We start from the raw sequence: 14,962 nt of genomic DNA, 5'->3' as shown, positions 1-14,962 counted from the left end.
TTTCGCTGTAATGCGCCTTGATCAGGCCGACTTCTTGTTGCGCCAGCTTTCGGCGTAGTTTTCGCGGGCTTCGGCCGCATAGGGCGTCGGCGCCACGCGAACGCGGATTTCCGTCTGTTTGTGCTTTTCGGTCGACGTCTTCTGCGTCTCTTCCGGTTCGCCCCAGACCAGCGTCAGGACTTCTTCTTCCTGGATGGATGCATCCACCACGCCGAGCGACAGGAAGCGGCGCTCGTTGAAGGAGTAGCCGTTGAACATCGACATGCCGACCTGTCTACCGTCCTTGGTGATCATGTCGGCGGACGACGAGGCGTAGTTCGGCTGCGGGAAGTCGATCCACTTGTACGGCGTGCCGTCTTCAAAGCCCGAAGCGATGACCTTCATCACGTCTTCCGGATTCCACTCGAAGGTGACCTTCTTGCGGTTGTTGGCGCCCTTCATCTTGGCGAGCGCTTCCTTGCCGACGAAATCGTCCTTCTTCCAGCCGATATAGAAGTCGTAGCCGAGCTCGAACGGATTGACGTAGTAGTCCTCGATATTGTCGGACACGAAGGAACCGCCGATCGAGCCTGCCGCTTCGTAGGAATCGGCGCCAAGCCACTGGCGGTATTCGGCCAGCATGCCGTCACCGGTATAGATGCCCGGCAGCGGCGACGGGATCCAGCCCGACTCCAGCGTGTTGGTCGAGTAGGCGCGGCTGCCGCACCGGACGAGGTCGACGCCGGCGTCCCTGGCCGCCTGCATGATGGTGGCGTGGATATAGGCCTTGTCCTCGTAGGGACCCCAGATTTCCAGGCCCGGCGCGCCGGACATGCCGTGACGCAGCGCCTGTACCTTCTTGGAGCCGATATTGATCCAGTCGACGTGGAAGAACTTGATGTCCGGCACCGGGCCGCCGTTCATCTTCTCGAAGATCTTCGGCGCCTCGGGGCCCTGGATCTGGTAGCGGTAATGGGTGCGCAACACGCGCTCGCCGTCCGGACGCGAAGGCGACCGCGGATCGTGCTTGATGCGCACGTTCCACTTGCCGTAGGCGGCGCAGAACTGCAGCCAGTTCGAGGTCGGCGCGCGGCCGACCAGAATGAACTTGTCCTCACGCTCGCGGAAAATGATGTGGTCGCCGATCACGTGGCCGTTCGGGGTGACCGGAACGAAGTGCTTGGCGCGGTTGAGGTTGAAATTCGAGAACGAGTTGATGCCGTGATAGGCGAGGAATTCCTCCGCCTGCGGACCTTCGACGATCAGTTCGTCCATGTGATGCGACTGGTCGAACAACACTGCGGAATCGCGCCAGGCGCGCTGCTCATCGCGCCAGTTGGAGAATTCCGGCGCCACCACAGGGTATACATACATACCGATTTTCGAATTGCGCAGGTGCTGCACAGCCCCGCCGGAATCCCGCAAAACGGCTTCTAGATTGCTATTTGACATGATTGTTCCTCCCAATGGGCTAGTTTCATGTATACATTGTTTGACCCAAATCGGAGCGACATGCAAGCGGATTCCCGCGCCGATTCACGCCGAAAATGTCGCACAGCCCTTCGAAAATCAGCCCTGCGCGACGACCAGAGCGATACCGGGCACGCGCTCCATCAGGCTCCGGTCCTCGTCCAGCATGTATTCGAGATTGCGCCGCGCCGTGCGGGCGTGTTCGCGCGCGACGGATTCAGCGCGGGAGCCCTCGCGCGCGCCGATTGCCTCGACGATCACCTTGTGCTGTTCCTGCGCGAAATTGAGCGACCGGCGGAAGGAAGCGATATCCTCCTTGTCCGGCAGGAAAGCCGACGGTGATGCGAAGGGAAGCCGCGTCGCCCGGTCGACCTCGCGGCGGATGATGTCGCTGCCGGCGAGTCCCGCCAGCCCGTCGTGGAACTGCGCATTGAGATCGGAATAGGCTTCGAAATCGACGTCGCCCGGCGCTTCGCCGAAACAGGTGTCGAGCTTGGCGACAATCTCTTCCATACGCGCCATGGCATCGGCCGGCGCACCGCGTTCGGCGGCAAGCCGCGCCGCGGTCCCTTCCAGGACCCCTCGCAACTCGATCGCGTCGATCACGTCGGCGAAGGTGAATTTGCGCACCACGAAACCGCCGCTCCTGGCGCGCTCCAGCAGCCCTTCCTCCGCGAGCCTCGACATTGCGTCGCGCAGCGGCGTGCGCGAAATTTCCAGTTCCTCGGCAAGCGGTACCTCGAAAAGCCGGGTCCCGCCCGTCAGTTCGCCGCCGAGGATCTTCTTGCGCAGCTCGATCACCGTGCGCGTCGCGTGCGTGTTGCTCGCCGCTTCCTTCATCTCGGTTCTTTTCCCCATCGCTCCGGTTTCCCTCGACTATGCGCCGTTTTGCGTCTCATCGCCATCAGCGTCCGCAGCCTCTCATGGCGCGGCATGGCCGGCATGTATGCTTCCGCGAATGTTTACGGGTGAATAATACCGTTCCGGCGCAAAAAAGTCAGCGAAAATCCGGATTGTGTATACATGCCTGTCGAGATATGGCGGGACAATCACGTCCTGACGCGGTAATCGGCCACGACGCTGCCGGTGATGACATGCCGCCCGTTTGGCAGATCGTTCTCTTCCACCTTGGCCCGTATCTGCTCTTCCCGGAGGCCGTAACCGCGCCAGCGCTCCTCCAGACGGGCGCGCAACGTCGCCTCGTCGACATCGATGAAAACCGTGACGTCGAACAGCGGCTGCAACGCGCTCCACGGCTCCTCATCGAGCAGGAGATAGTTGCCCTCGGCGATAATGATGCGCGCAGATTGCGGCACGAAACGCGCGCCGGCCCGGGCGATCTCGATGTCCCGGTCAAAGACCGGAACGGCGACCGCTTCCTCGCGATTGTCGCGCAATCGCGCCAGCATGTGGCGGAAGCCGGCGACGTCGAACGTGTCCGCCGCTCCCTTGCGCGCGCGCCGTCCGAGCGCGTCGAGCAGCCGATCGTCATAGTGATAACCGTCCATCGGCAGGACCACCGCCGCGCCCGGCATCCTCGTATCGATCAGGGCGGCGAGCCGGTCGGCAAGCGTCGATTTTCCGGAGCCGGGCGCACCGGCAATGGCGACAACGATCCGACCCGCGCCGGCGCGTTCGGTCAAGAGATCCGCAAGCGCGGACAGTTCGATATCAGTCGTCGCCAAGTCTGCCTCCGTTGTCTTGCGCCGGCTCAACGGAAGCTTAGCTCGAATTCAGGTCCCCGGGCCATCCTGGTCGAGCGGGGAACGCCCCCCGAACGAGGGCGACCTGTCCGTTTGACCGTGTCAGGACGCCGAAAGCGCCGAATTTTCGACCAGCGGTACGCAAAAGGCTGCGGTCCGGCTCCTGTCCTGGAATTCCGACAGGGTTCCGAACAGTTCCGGCAAACCGGACGCGCCATCGCGGTACTGACCGATCATCTTGACGAACTTTTCCGAGCCGTCTCCTCGCGGAACGCGGAGCACGAAACGAAAACTGGTGTGGTTCTCGATCGCGTTTTCGATGCACAGCGCCGCCGCCTTGCGGTCATCGGGATGAAACGCTCTTAACAGCGTCAACAGACCCAATCCGCCATCGCCGCCATCGATTCCCAAGATATGCGTGCAATCGCCCGTGCACTGGATCGCCGCTGTATCGAGGTTCAGCCGCCAGACGCCGTAGGGGTCGAACTGCGCCAGCGTGTTCAGCAGATCGACGCCTTCGAGGCCGATCGCCTCGATCGACTGTTTCGTCCGCAGATGCGACTTGATGTCGAGATGAACACCATCGTCGATCAGTAACTGCATGCGCCCCTCCCAATTCAATCGGATTGAACTAGTCTATCGGAGTGAACTACGCCATGGCACATATCGTGCCGCACTTTTAATTAATTGCCGCGCTGATCCGGCTGCCGGCATTCCTCTCCACGCAGCTTGCGATGCGAACCAGCGGCGATAAGCACGGTGAACCGAATTCGCGCGCAAATTCCCGCCCCCGGAAAGATCGCGGCGCCCGAAGCCGGCCAGATCGAACCGGTCAGCCTTTCGGCTTGCCGGTGGAAAATCCGACACCCCTCGCCTGTATGCCACCTGGACAGCTTTTGGCAAGCGACCCCTGCACGGGGCCGACCGTGACGCTGTGAAGGGTGAGATAACCGTTTTGCAGCGTCCGTGTTTTCAGCAGCAGCAGTGTCGCCTCGCGGGTCGGAGGGGGTCCCAGGGGCCCTTCCCTGCATATTGTGGCCGACAGGTTGGAAAACCGCGTGATGTTTGCGGGAATCCCGTCGACGATCCTGACCAGCGCCGCCTGCTGCGGAGTCACCTTCCGGGCCGCATCGGCATTCTTGTCGCCGCCGGATTCCGTGCTGCAGCCGGCCAGGACAAGAAACAGCAGCAGATATGGCTTCTTCATCGTTCTTCATGCCCGAATGCGATGCGCCCGAAACAGGGTTCGGCCGGAAACCTAATCACGTCGAACCATCTTTCCAAGGCGTGATTTCATCATGCGGATCGTTATGCATGGCCGGACGCGGTTCAACGCGAGGCTGGCGTTCTGGGCCTGGGGGGGATCAGGCGAAGGCGCGAAGATGCTGCCGGATCCATCCCGTGATCTGACTTGCGGTCATCGCGCCCGACTGGCGCGCGATCTCCTTGCCGCCGTGAAACAGCAGCAGCGTCGGGATGCCGCGGATGCCGAGCCGTCCCGAGACGGCCTGCTCCTCGTCGGAGTTGAGCTTCAGGAAGCGCACTTCCGGTTCGAGTTCCTGCGCCGCCTTCTCGAAGGCGGGAGCCATCATCCGGCAGGGGCCGCACCACGGCGCCCAGACATCGACGACGACCGGCACCGAACTGCGCGCCACCTGTTTTTCGAACATCGCCGCATCGGCGCTGGCAGGATGTCCGGTGAAGAGGTTTTCGTGGCACACCCCGCATTTGGCCTTTCCGGCAGGCCGGTTGGCGGGAAGGCGATTGACGGCCGCGCATTTGGGGCACACGACCTGAGATCGATCCGGCATGAGCGAAACTCCGGTTACCATTAAGATGGCCGAAGTCTACAGCAACCGCGCTGCGCGTTCTTGATCGGCGTCAAATGGAAACAGGCGGACGGGCCGAGCGGCGAATGGCCGGTGGACGCCAATTGCGCGCCCGCCCCGTCAGTTTTCGCCCGCCCATACACCGGCCATCAATAATGATATCTCAAACATCACTTATTGACTAATTTACACTTGAAAGCATATTGATACCGTTAATAGTCAGATATCAAAACGGTTCGGGCGATTCCTTGATCACTGCTGCACAGCTACGCGCCGCGAGGGCGCTTCTCGGTATCGACCAGAAAACGCTTGCGGAACTGGCCGGCCTGTCGGTTCCGACAATTCAGCGCATGGAGGCGAGCGAGGCTGTCATACGCGGAAATGTCGATTCGCTGATGAAGCTGATCGCCGCGCTCGATTCGGCCGGCATCGAGCTGATCGCCGAAGGCGCGGTGAGCAACACCGGCGGGCGCGGAGTGCGCCTGAAGCCGGACATGGACCCCGCGAAGATCTCCGGGAGCGATCGGGCTGAAGGGGAAGGACGCTGTGACGATTGATGTCTCGCTCTTCCTGTGGGCCGTCGCGGCGCTGCTCGCCACGGCCGTCGTTGCCGTTGCCTTGGGCCGGTCGGCCTCGGCCAGCCGGCTGGTCTATGGTGCGACGCTCGGCATCTCGGTCGTGGCGGTTGTCATGCTCATGGCCCACCTCGTTTCGGCGCCCGGTGAGATTTCCATGGTTAGGCTGCCCCTCGGGCTGCCATGGATCGGCGCGGGCTTCCGTCTCGACGCGCTTTCAGCGTTGTTCCTGCTGATCGTGAATTTCGGCGGCGCCATCGCCAGCCTGTACGGCATTGGCTATGGCCGGCACGAGGACGCGCCGCACCGCGTCCTGCCGTTTTTCGCCGCCTTTCTCGCCGGCATGAACCTCGTCGTCCTCGCCGACGACGCCTTCACCTTCCTTCTGTCCTGGGAGTTCATGTCGCTCGCCTCATGGGCGCTGGTCGTCTCCAACCATCGCTCCGAGGACAGCCGGCGCGCCGGCTTCGTCTATCTCGTCATGGCAAGTTTCGGAACGCTCTCGCTGCTGCTTGCCTTCGGGCTCATGGCCGGACCGACGGGCGGCTATGCCTTCGACACCATCCGCGAAATGACGCATGCGCCGCTCACCGTCGCGATCGTTTTCATCCTGATGCTGTTCGGCGCGGGATCGAAGGCAGGGCTCGTGCCGCTGCATGTCTGGCTGCCGCTCGCCCACCCGGCCGCGCCAAGCCACGTCTCGGCGCTGATGAGCGGCGTCATGACCAAGGTGGCGATCTACGGATTCATCCGCGTGGTGTTCGACCTGCTCGGCGAACCGGCCTGGTGGTCGAGCGCCGTGTTGATCATGCTCGGCGGCGCGACGGCGGTGCTCGGCATTCTCTACGCACTGATGGAGACGGATCTGAAGCGCCTGCTGGCCTGTTCGACGATCGAGAATATTGGCGTCATCTTCGTCAGTCTCGGCCTCGCGCTGGCCTTCCGGTCGAACGCGATGGGCTGGGCCGCAGCCCTCGCCTTCACCGCCGCGCTCTTCCACATCGTCAATCACTCGCTGTTCAAGAGCCTGCTGTTTTTCGGCGCCGGTGCCGTCATCACCGCCACCGGCCAGCGCGACATGGAAAAGCTCGGCGGCCTGATCCACCGCATGCCCTGGACCAGCTTCGCCTTCCTCGTCGGATGCGTGGCGATTTCGGCCCTGCCGCCGCTGAACGGTTTCGTGTCGGAATGGCTGACCTTCCAGGCGGTACTGCAAAGCCCCGACCTGCCCGAATGGGGCCTGAAGATCATCGTTCCGGCCGTCGGCGGCCTGCTCGCGTTTTCCGCCGCGCTTGCCGCCTCCTGCTTCGTCAGGGCCTTCGGCATCACCTTCCTCGGCCGGTCGCGGTCTCCGGCCGCCGATCAGGCGCACGAAGTCGACCGGTTTTCCCTGTCGGCGATGTTCATCCTTGCCGCCCTGTGCCTTGCCGCCGGGATCCTGCCCGGTTTCGTCATCGACGCGCTTTCTCCGATCACGCAGGCCCTCGTCGGCGGCAGCATCCCGCCGCAATCGAACGCTCCGTGGCTGTCGATCGCGCCGATCGCGGAATCGCGCAGTTCCTATAACGGCCTGCTCGTCTTCGTCTTCATCGCGGTCTCGGCATGGGGAGCGGCCCTCCTAGTCCATCGCCTGGCCTCGCGCGATGTCCGGCGCAGCGCGGCATGGGACTGCGGTTTCCCCGACGCGCGGCCACAAACGCAATATACCGCCGGCAGCTTCGCGCAGCCGATCCGCCGCGTCTTCGGAACGCTGGTCTTCCACGCCCGCGAGACGGTGGACATGCCGCCGCCGGGCGACATGCGCGCCGCACGGCTGACCGTCGAGACACGCGATCTCGCCTGGGACTGGATCTACACGCCGATTGCCCGGGGGATCGGCTTTGCCGCCATCCGGCTCAACCGCCTGCAATTCCTGACCATCCGGCAATATCTGAGCCTCGTCTTCCTCGCGCTTGTCGCCCTTCTGCTGGTGCTCGCCCTATGGACCTGATCCGCGATCTCTTTGTGCAGGGAATGCAGATGGCCGTGGTTCTGCTGCTTGCGCCGCTGCTCACGGGTTTCGTGCGCAAGATCAAGGCGCGCCTGTTGCGCCGGCAGGGCCCCTCCGTGATCCAGCCCTATCGCGATCTCGCCCGCCTGTTGCGCAAGGAAGCGGTACTCGCCGAAAACGCGTCGTGGCTGTTCCGGGTCGCGCCTTACCTCATCTTTGCATCCACATGGGTCGCCGCCGCGCTGGTTCCGACCTTTGCCGGCGGGCTCGTATTCAGCTGGACGGCCGACCTGATCGCCATCATCGCGCTGCTCGGCTTCGGGCGATTCTTCCTGGCGCTAGCCGGGATGGATGTCGGCACCAGTTTCGGCGGCATCGGATCGAGCCGCGAGATGCTGATCGCCTCGCTCGCCGAACCGGCGATGCTTCTCACCGTCTTCACCCTGGCGCTCGTCGCCGGCTCGACGCAGCTGTCGACGGTCGCCGCGCTGATGAGTTCGCCCGAGGTGGGATTGCGCGTCTCGCTCGGCATGGCGCTGGTCGCGCTGATCATGGTCGCGGTCGCCGAAAACGGCCGCATTCCCGTCGACAATCCCGCAACGCATCTGGAGCTCACCATGGTGCACGAGGCGATGATCCTCGAATATTCCGGACGCCACCTGGCGATGATCGAGTTCGCGGCATCCCTCAAGCTCTTGCTCTATCTGTCTTTGATCGCTTGCATTTTCATACCGTGGGGCATCGCCGCCCCCGGCGAAGGCCCGGCGCGCTTCGCGCTCGGCGCCGCCGCCTACCTCGCCAAGATCGGCATCGGCGCTTTCTGTCTTGCTCTGTTCGAGACCGCTATTGCCAAGATGCGGGTGTTCCGGGTGCCGGACTTTCTCGGCGCGGCGCTCATGCTCGGCCTTCTCGGCACGCTGCTGCTTTTCGTTTCGAGGAGTCTGTGATGTACGGCAACCTCTCATTCGACATCGCGCATCTCCTGGCCGGCGGGCTCGTCCTGGTCAGCTTCATGATGCTCTATCAGGACCGGCTCTACGCCCTGATCAACACCTACGCGCTGCACGCCCTCGTTCTCTCGCTTTCCGTCGCATGGCAGGCGCTTGTCCAGCACGCGCCGCATCTCTTCGTCACAGCGGCGATCGCGCTCGGCTTCAAGGCGATCGTCATTCCGGTCGCGCTCCACCGCATCGTGAAAAGGCTCGGCATCCATCGCGACATCGAAACGGTCGTCGGCATCGGCCCGACCATGCTCGCCGGCATGGGCCTTGTCGCGCTGTCGATGGTCGTGATCCTGCGCATAACACCCGATGCCGACCCGCTGGCGCGCGAGGATCTCGCCTTCGCCCTTTCGGTGCTGCTTCTCGGCCTTCTCGTCATGGTCACGCGCCGCAACGCCGTCAGCCAGGTGATCGGCTTCATGGCGCTGGAAAACGGCCTCATCCTCGCAGCCACCGGCGCGCGTGGCATGCCGCTGGTCGTCGAGATCAGCGTCGCCTTCTCGGTCGTGATCGCATTCATCGTCATCGGCATCTTCCTGTTCCGAATCCGCGAGCGATTCGACACCGTCGATGTCGGTGCGCTCGACGAATTCCGCGGAGAGCGCCAATGATCGCGCTGCCCTTCGAAGCGGTAACCGCAGTCCTCGTCATTCCGATTGTCGCCGCCGCGGTTCTCGCCGCGCTGCCCGGCTATCGCGCGGCCGCGCGCATCAACGTGCTCGCCAGCTTCCTGACATTCCTCGCCGCCGCATCGCTCTTCGTGACGGACCGGCCGGAAACGGGCCAGTATCTGTTCGTCGACGATCTCAACATCGTGTTCATCGTCCTCAACACCTTCGTCGGCTTCACCGCCAGCCTGTTTTCCGCCAGCTACATCGCCCACGAACTGGAAACCGGCCGGCTGACATCGGCGAACCTGCGTTTCTACCACGCGATGTACCAGGTGATGATGTTCGGCATGAACCTGGCTTTCGTCGCCAACAATATCGGTCTGATGTGGGTGGCGGTGGAACTGGCGACACTGACCACCGTGCTGATGGTCGGCATCTACCGCACGCATGAGGCGCTCGAGGCGGCATGGAAATATTTCCTGCTCGGCAGCGTCGGTATCGCCTTCGCCCTGTTCGGCACGATTCTCGTCTATCTGGCCGCGCGCCCCTTCATCGGCGAGGGCCATGACGCGATGGTCTGGACGCTCCTCGTCGAGCATGCCGCGGCATTCGACCCCGCCCTGCTCAATCTGGCCTTCATCTTCCTCATCCTCGGCTACGGCACCAAGGTCGGCCTCGCGCCACTGCACGCCTGGCTTCCCGACGCCCATGCCGAGGGCCCGACGCCGATCTCGGCCGTGCTTTCCGGACTGCTGCTGAATGTCGCCCTCTACGCCGTCCTGCGTTTCAAGATCCTGCTCGCGGCCAATCCCGAAGCCATCGGGCCCGGACCGCTGATGATGACCATGGGCCTCACCTCGCTGATCTTCGCCGCCTTCATGCTGTATCGCCGCCGCGATATCAAACGCCTGTTTGCCTATTCCTCCATCGAGCACATGGGCATCATCGTCTTCGCATTTGGCCTCGGCGGGCCGTTGGCGAATTTCGCCGGCCTTCTCCACATGGTGATGCACAGCCTGACCAAGTCGGCGATCTTCTATGCCGTCGGCCATGTCGCGCAGATCAAGGGCACCCAGAAGCTCTCGGAAATTCGCGGACTGACCGAAACCCATCCCGGCCTCGGCTGGGGCCTGCTGATCGGGGTGATCGCGATTGCCGGCATGCCTCCGCTCGGCATTTTCATGAGCGAGTTCCTGATCGTCAGTTCGACATTCGCCGTCCATCCGCTGCTCGCCATTCCGCTCGTCTTCGGCCTGCTGGTCGCATTCGGCGCTCTGTTGATGCGCTTGACGAGCATCGCGTTCGGCGAGCCGACCGGCAACACCGCACCCGTCCAGGCATCCTATCTACCGATGTATGCGCATCTGGCGCTGGTCTTCGGCGCGGGCCTGTACTTGCCCTCCGCTTTGGTAGGATGGTTCCAGAACATCGCCGGCATTCTGGGCTGAGGGAACGGGAGCGTCGATCATGGCAGCGTTTTGGCAAGACATTCTGAAGGACCGCGAGGCGGAACCGCACGGCGGCTGGCAGCACCACGCGATCGACGAATCCGAGTGGACCGAAACGGCCGAAGCTCTCGACGGCGAAACCGCCGTCCTGCTCGGCCTTTGGGGCGATCGGGGAACGATCCGCATGGCGCTTCTCGACGAGGCGACGAACGACGTCGTAGTCCTCGCGCTTGCCTGTCCGGACGGCACCTATCCGTCTATCGGCAAGCACCATGCGCCGGCGCAGCGGCTGGAACGGGCGGCGCGGGACCTGTTCGGCCTGACGCCGCGCGATTGCCCCGACCCGCGACCGTGGTTCGACCATGGCCGCTGGGACCTCCGCCACCCGCTCGGCGAAGCAGCGGCGGAACCGGCCGATGGTGCCGCCTACGAATTTCTCGCCGCCGAGGGCGAAGGCCTGCACCAGATCCCCGTCGGTCCGGTCCATGCCGGCATTATCGAGCCGGGCCATTTCCGCTTCACGGCCAATGGCGAAACGGTGGTCCGCCTCGAGGAGCGGCTGGGCTACACCCACAAGGGGATCGAAGGGCTGATGGCCGGCGCGAGCCTCGATCGGGCCGCCAGTCTCGCCGCCAGAACCTCCGGCGACAGCACCGTCGCTTATTCCCTCGCCTTCGCGCGGGCCGTCGAGGACGCATTGCGGGTGGAAGCGCCGCCGCGCGCGGTCTGGCTGCGCGCGCTGATGGCCGAGATAGAGCGCCTCGCCAACCATCTGGGTGACATCGGCGCGATCTGCAACGATGCGGCCTTCGCGCTCATGCTCGCGCATTGCGGCGTGCTGCGTGAGCGCGTCCTGCGCGCTTCCGAAGCCGCCTTCGGCCACAGACTGATGCGCGACCGCATCGTTCCGGGCGGCGTCACGACAGATCTCGACGACGAGGGTATCGACACCATTGGCCTGATGCTCGGCGAAATCCGGCGGCGTTTTCCGGCACTGGTCGAACTCTACGACAATACGGCCTCGCTGCAGGACCGCACCGTCACGACCGGCAGTCTTTCCCCTGCCCTTGCCCGGCGCTTCGGCGCCGGCGGTTTCGTCGGCAGGGCGTCGGGCCGCGCTTTCGACGCCCGGCGCGCATGTGCCTATGCGCCATACGACACGCTTTCCTTCGAGGTGCCCGTCCTCATGGCCGGAGACGTCGACGCCCGCGTGTGGATCCGCATCCGCGAAGTCGAGCAGACCCTGTCGCTGGTCGAACAAATCCTCGATCGCATGCCGGCGGGCCCGATCCTCGCGGAACCGGGCAAACCCTCCGGACCGCGAGAGGGCATGGCGCTTGTCGAGGGATTTCGCGGCGACGTGCTCGCCTGGCTGCGGATCGACGAGGACGGACACGTCGGGCGCTGCCATCTGCGCGATCCGTCATGGTTCCAGTGGCCGCTGCTCGAAGCGGTGATCGAGGGCAACATCGTTGCCGACTTCCCGCTTTGCAACAAGTCGTTCAACTGTTCCTATTCCGGTCACGATCTGTAGGTCCGCGATGCGCAAGCTCCTGTTCGAAAGCCTGATCAAACCGACGCTGACCGAAGCGCCGCCCTCGCCGGCGGATGCCGCCGTGGAGGAACTGGCAAAGACGCTCGGCAAACAGGCGCGTCGGAGCCTCGGCCGCAGCCTGTCGATCCGCGAGGTCGACGCCGGGTCCTGCAACGGCTGCGAACTGGAAATCCACGCGCTCAATAACGCTTTTTACGATGTCGAACGCTTCGGCATCCGTTTCGTCGCGTCGCCCCGCCACGCCGACATGCTGCTGGTTACCGGCCCCGTCACGAAGAACATGGCCGAGGCGCTGAAGCGGACCTATGACGCGACGCCTGGGCCGAAATGGGTCGTCGCCGTCGGCGACTGCGGGCTCGACGGCGGATGTTTCGCCGGCAGCTATGCGGTGGCGGGCGGCGTATCCGCCGTCATCCCGGTCGATCTCCACATCCCCGGCTGTCCGCCTTCCCCGTCCGACATATTGGCCGGACTGCTCGCCCTGCTGGACGAGACGAACCGGCCAGCCCGGTCCTGAAGAAGCTGGAACCCGACGATCAGGTCGGAAGATTGGGGTGAGCCGGAGAAGCTTTATTCGATCTGACCCCGACCGCCGTGAGCGACAGGCAAAGCTTCGCGATGCGGAGCCATGACTTTTGTCAGATCTTGCCGAATTGCGACTTCGAATCCTTTCCGTGTCATCAAGCAACCGCATCGGACATTTCTGATCCAAAGCAGACATGGCTTGAGCGGTCGCCATTCATCACCCACTACCCCGCCGGGCTCCAGGCAACCGAAACAGACGAGTTGCGAAATTGATCCCCGCTAGAGAAGTGAGAACAGGGAAACGATCACCTTGTCGGCAAACCGCGCTCCGGAGCCGACAAAAAGCGTTCGGTTCACCCAGTCATATTTGGGGTCGCCCGTCTCCAGCCTTGCGTGGGTGCGCATATAGTAAGCGTCCGGCGGAACGTCGTCACCGCGCGCCAGGCCTGCGATGACGTCTGGCGGGCCGTGCCGGTAGCCGTAGTTGATGATCTCGATCGTCGCTCCATCGTCGGTTTCAATCGCGTAGCGTGTATCGAGTTCCGCGAGCCCGTCCTCGAAAATCGTCTGCCAATCGGCGCCGAGATCGAGGATGCGACCGTTTATTCGCTCACCCCTCACGGTCCCGCCAATGATCGGAATGATCCTGCGTTTGCCGGCACGCCCGGCGCCCATTTCGCGGATCGGATCGAGTTCGACTGTCAGGTCGCAGACATGGTCGAGTTTCGGCACCAGCGGTTTGGCCATTTCCTGGAGTCCCTCCTCAGACTTGCCCGGTGATCGTGGCGTGCAGTGAATTGCGAACCGGAGCAATCGCATCGAGAGCAAACACACGGTAAGGCGCGAAAGCAAGGATGGCTTTCGCCATCGGCCGGATGATGCCGTCGCAATCATCCGACGGCAATGGCTTCCCTTCGTCCGGCTCCCGGCATGCCCCATATTCAGCGGGTTCGGGATCGTTGCCGCGAGCATCTGGATGAAACAAGCCGGGCCAGGCAAGGTAGTTAACAAATTTACGAAATTGGGCCGTGGACGATGGACAAATTAGTCGAGACAATGGCTAATTGACCTTTGGGAGGGTTCTATCCGCGGCGGATTGGTGGATTTGGCGTTTTGCCCGATTGCTGCGTTCGGTCCGGCGGATGGTTCTGGCTCGGATTAAAGGGAGGAAATCATGAAACTAGGAAATCTTATCGCAGGCGTTGCGGCATTCGCGCTTACGATCGGCGCAGCCCATGCCCAGGAGGTTACGCTTCGGCTTTCACACTGGGTGCCGGCTTCGCATCCGATTCAGAAGCTCGGTATCGAACCATGGGTCGAGTCGATCAAGGAGGCTTCGGGCGGCCGGATCGATATCCAGATATTCCCCGCGCAGCAGTTGGGCGCCGCGCCGGACCACTACGATATGGCGCGCGACGGGATCGCCGACATCACCTATACGAACCCGGGCTATCAGGCGGGCCGGTTCCCGGTCATGAGCCTTGTCGAAATCCCGTTCCACATGAACAACGCCGCCGAAGGCGCACAGGCAATGCATGAGTGGTACGCCGAACTCGCCAAGAAGGAGATGTCGGACGTCAAGTTCTGTCTGGCCAATCCGCATGATCCGGGCACGATCCATTCCAAGACTCCGGTGCTGGAGCCCGGCGATATCAAGGGGATGAACGTGCGCCCGGCCAACGCCACCATAGCTCGGTTCGTCAGCATGCTGGGCGGCGGCCCGGTCCAGGTCCCGGCGCCGGAAGCGCGCGAGGCCATTGCGAACGGCACGGCGGATGCGATCACCTTTCCCTGGAACTCGATCTATATCTTCGGGATCGATTCCGAGACGAAGCAGCATCTCGACATGCCCTTCTATGTCTCGGCGCAGATCATGCTGATCAACAAGGCGAAATACGAAAGCATGCCGGATGATCTGAAGAAGGTTATCGACGATCACTGCACGCCGGAGTGGTCGAAGAAATTCTCGACCGGCTGGGCCGAAAACGAGGCTTCGGGGCGGCAGAAGATGATCGATTCGGGCGAGCATACGCTGAACGTGCCGACCGGAGCGCAGGTCCAGATGTGGCGAGACGCAGCGGCACCGCTACTGGACCAGTGGAAAAAGGATGTGACCGCCGCCGGTTATGACGCCGACAAGATCTACGCCGACTACGTGGCGGCGCTCGATCGTCACAACGCCCGTTTCCAGTAACGAATGGATGACGCCGGACGGCCCGCGATGGCCGTCCGGCTCCCGCTGCCTTGCTCAAACTTCAGATCATCCTCGAACGATT

At 63.2% G+C, this 14,962-nt stretch carries 16 protein-coding genes; 8 read left to right on the top strand and 8 right to left on the bottom strand.

Going from position 1 to position 14,962, the window contains the following annotated elements; translation table 11 throughout:
- Positions 1-21 precede the first annotated feature (21 nt).
- The 6 genes from ligM to trxC form a co-directional block, all read right to left on the bottom strand.
- Positions 22-1,431, bottom strand: a complete 1,410-nt coding sequence (ligM, locus tag IG169_RS13065) for a vanillate/3-O-methylgallate O-demethylase (RefSeq protein ID WP_193176658.1) — start codon at positions 1,429-1,431, stop codon at positions 22-24.
- 117 nt (positions 1,432-1,548) lie between these two features.
- Entirely contained in the window at positions 1,549-2,307 is a 759-nt protein-coding gene (locus tag IG169_RS13060) for a GntR family transcriptional regulator (protein ID WP_246717365.1), read from the bottom strand.
- Positions 2,308-2,498: 191 nt separating this feature from the next.
- A complete protein-coding gene (locus IG169_RS13055; protein WP_193176657.1) occupies positions 2,499-3,134 on the bottom strand; it encodes a nucleoside triphosphate hydrolase in 636 nt (211 codons plus the stop codon).
- Between the two features lie 120 nt (positions 3,135-3,254).
- A complete protein-coding gene (locus IG169_RS13050; RefSeq protein WP_193176656.1) occupies positions 3,255-3,755 on the bottom strand; it encodes a hypothetical protein in 501 nt (166 codons plus the stop codon).
- 229 nt (positions 3,756-3,984) lie between these two features.
- On the bottom strand, positions 3,985-4,359 hold the full coding sequence (locus tag IG169_RS13045; protein ID WP_193176655.1) for a hypothetical protein: 375 nt from the start codon (positions 4,357-4,359) through the stop codon (positions 3,985-3,987).
- Between the two features lie 157 nt (positions 4,360-4,516).
- A complete protein-coding gene (gene trxC / locus IG169_RS13040; protein ID WP_193176654.1) occupies positions 4,517-4,963 on the bottom strand; it encodes a thioredoxin TrxC in 447 nt (148 codons plus the stop codon).
- Between the two features lie 266 nt (positions 4,964-5,229).
- Here trxC and IG169_RS13035 point away from each other — a divergent pair, with 266 nt between their 5' ends.
- The 7 genes from IG169_RS13035 to IG169_RS13005 are packed head-to-tail and all read left to right on the top strand — an operon-like array spanning position 5,230 to position 12,678.
- The gene (locus IG169_RS13035; protein ID WP_193176653.1) at positions 5,230-5,538 is read left to right on the top strand and encodes a helix-turn-helix domain-containing protein; all 309 of its coding nucleotides are present in this window, start codon (positions 5,230-5,232) and stop codon (positions 5,536-5,538) included.
- A complete protein-coding gene (gene hyfB / locus IG169_RS13030) occupies positions 5,528-7,546 on the top strand; it encodes a hydrogenase 4 subunit B (RefSeq protein ID WP_193176652.1) in 2,019 nt (672 codons plus the stop codon). Before IG169_RS13035 ends, hyfB begins: the two co-directional genes overlap by 11 nt.
- Positions 7,537-8,493, top strand: coding sequence for a respiratory chain complex I subunit 1 family protein (locus tag IG169_RS13025; protein ID WP_193176651.1), 957 nt, complete (start codon positions 7,537-7,539; stop codon positions 8,491-8,493). Before hyfB ends, IG169_RS13025 begins: the two co-directional genes overlap by 10 nt.
- On the top strand, positions 8,493-9,158 hold the full coding sequence (locus IG169_RS13020; protein WP_193176650.1) for a hydrogenase-4 component E: 666 nt from the start codon (positions 8,493-8,495) through the stop codon (positions 9,156-9,158). Before IG169_RS13025 ends, IG169_RS13020 begins: the two co-directional genes overlap by 1 nt.
- Positions 9,155-10,606, top strand: a complete 1,452-nt coding sequence (locus tag IG169_RS13015) for a hydrogenase 4 subunit F (protein WP_193176649.1) — start codon at positions 9,155-9,157, stop codon at positions 10,604-10,606. Before IG169_RS13020 ends, IG169_RS13015 begins: the two co-directional genes overlap by 4 nt.
- 19 nt (positions 10,607-10,625) lie before the next feature.
- Positions 10,626-12,140, top strand: coding sequence for a hydrogenase large subunit (locus IG169_RS13010; RefSeq protein ID WP_193176648.1), 1,515 nt, complete (start codon positions 10,626-10,628; stop codon positions 12,138-12,140).
- A gap of 7 nt (positions 12,141-12,147) precedes the next feature.
- The gene (locus tag IG169_RS13005) at positions 12,148-12,678 is read left to right on the top strand and encodes an NADH-quinone oxidoreductase subunit B family protein (RefSeq protein WP_193176647.1); all 531 of its coding nucleotides are present in this window, start codon (positions 12,148-12,150) and stop codon (positions 12,676-12,678) included.
- A gap of 287 nt (positions 12,679-12,965) precedes the next feature.
- Here IG169_RS13005 and IG169_RS13000 read toward each other — a convergent pair whose 3' ends face one another.
- On the bottom strand, positions 12,966-13,433 hold the full coding sequence (locus IG169_RS13000) for a DUF3237 domain-containing protein (protein WP_193176646.1): 468 nt from the start codon (positions 13,431-13,433) through the stop codon (positions 12,966-12,968).
- A 16-nt stretch (positions 13,434-13,449) separates the two neighbouring features.
- Positions 13,450-13,743 (bottom strand): hypothetical protein, encoded by a 294-nt coding sequence (locus IG169_RS12995; RefSeq protein ID WP_193176645.1) that lies wholly within the window; start codon positions 13,741-13,743, stop codon positions 13,450-13,452.
- A 117-nt stretch (positions 13,744-13,860) separates the two neighbouring features.
- On the opposite strand from IG169_RS12995, the gene IG169_RS12990 reads away from it, so the two are divergent.
- Positions 13,861-14,880, top strand: coding sequence for a TRAP transporter substrate-binding protein (locus tag IG169_RS12990; protein ID WP_193176644.1), 1,020 nt, complete (start codon positions 13,861-13,863; stop codon positions 14,878-14,880).
- Positions 14,881-14,962 lie beyond the last annotated feature (82 nt).

Source organism: Oricola nitratireducens (assembly GCF_014904745.1).
In the GTDB taxonomy this organism is placed as follows: Bacteria; Pseudomonadota; Alphaproteobacteria; order Rhizobiales; family Rhizobiaceae; genus Oricola; species Oricola nitratireducens.
Note: the sequence above shows the minus strand (reverse complement) of the source record. Positions and strands in the feature narration are given on the sequence as shown.

Coding starts and splice junctions, on each gene's coding strand:
- ligM (WP_193176658.1), bottom strand. CDS start 1,431: ATGTCAAATAGCAATCTAGAAGCCGTTTTGCGGGATTCCGGCGGGGCT.
- IG169_RS13060 (WP_246717365.1), bottom strand. CDS start 2,307: ATGGGGAAAAGAACCGAGATGAAGGAAGCGGCGAGCAACACGCACGCG.
- IG169_RS13050 (WP_193176656.1), bottom strand. CDS start 3,755: ATGCAGTTACTGATCGACGATGGTGTTCATCTCGACATCAAGTCGCAT.
- IG169_RS13045 (WP_193176655.1), bottom strand. CDS start 4,359: ATGAAGAAGCCATATCTGCTGCTGTTTCTTGTCCTGGCCGGCTGCAGC.
- trxC (WP_193176654.1), bottom strand. CDS start 4,963: ATGCCGGATCGATCTCAGGTCGTGTGCCCCAAATGCGCGGCCGTCAAT.
- IG169_RS13025 (WP_193176651.1), top strand. CDS start 7,537: ATGGACCTGATCCGCGATCTCTTTGTGCAGGGAATGCAGATGGCCGTG.
- IG169_RS13020 (WP_193176650.1), top strand. CDS start 8,493: ATGTACGGCAACCTCTCATTCGACATCGCGCATCTCCTGGCCGGCGGG.
- IG169_RS13015 (WP_193176649.1), top strand. CDS start 9,155: ATGATCGCGCTGCCCTTCGAAGCGGTAACCGCAGTCCTCGTCATTCCG.
- IG169_RS13010 (WP_193176648.1), top strand. CDS start 10,626: ATGGCAGCGTTTTGGCAAGACATTCTGAAGGACCGCGAGGCGGAACCG.
- IG169_RS13005 (WP_193176647.1), top strand. CDS start 12,148: ATGCGCAAGCTCCTGTTCGAAAGCCTGATCAAACCGACGCTGACCGAA.
- IG169_RS13000 (WP_193176646.1), bottom strand. CDS start 13,433: ATGGCCAAACCGCTGGTGCCGAAACTCGACCATGTCTGCGACCTGACA.
- IG169_RS12990 (WP_193176644.1), top strand. CDS start 13,861: ATGAAACTAGGAAATCTTATCGCAGGCGTTGCGGCATTCGCGCTTACG.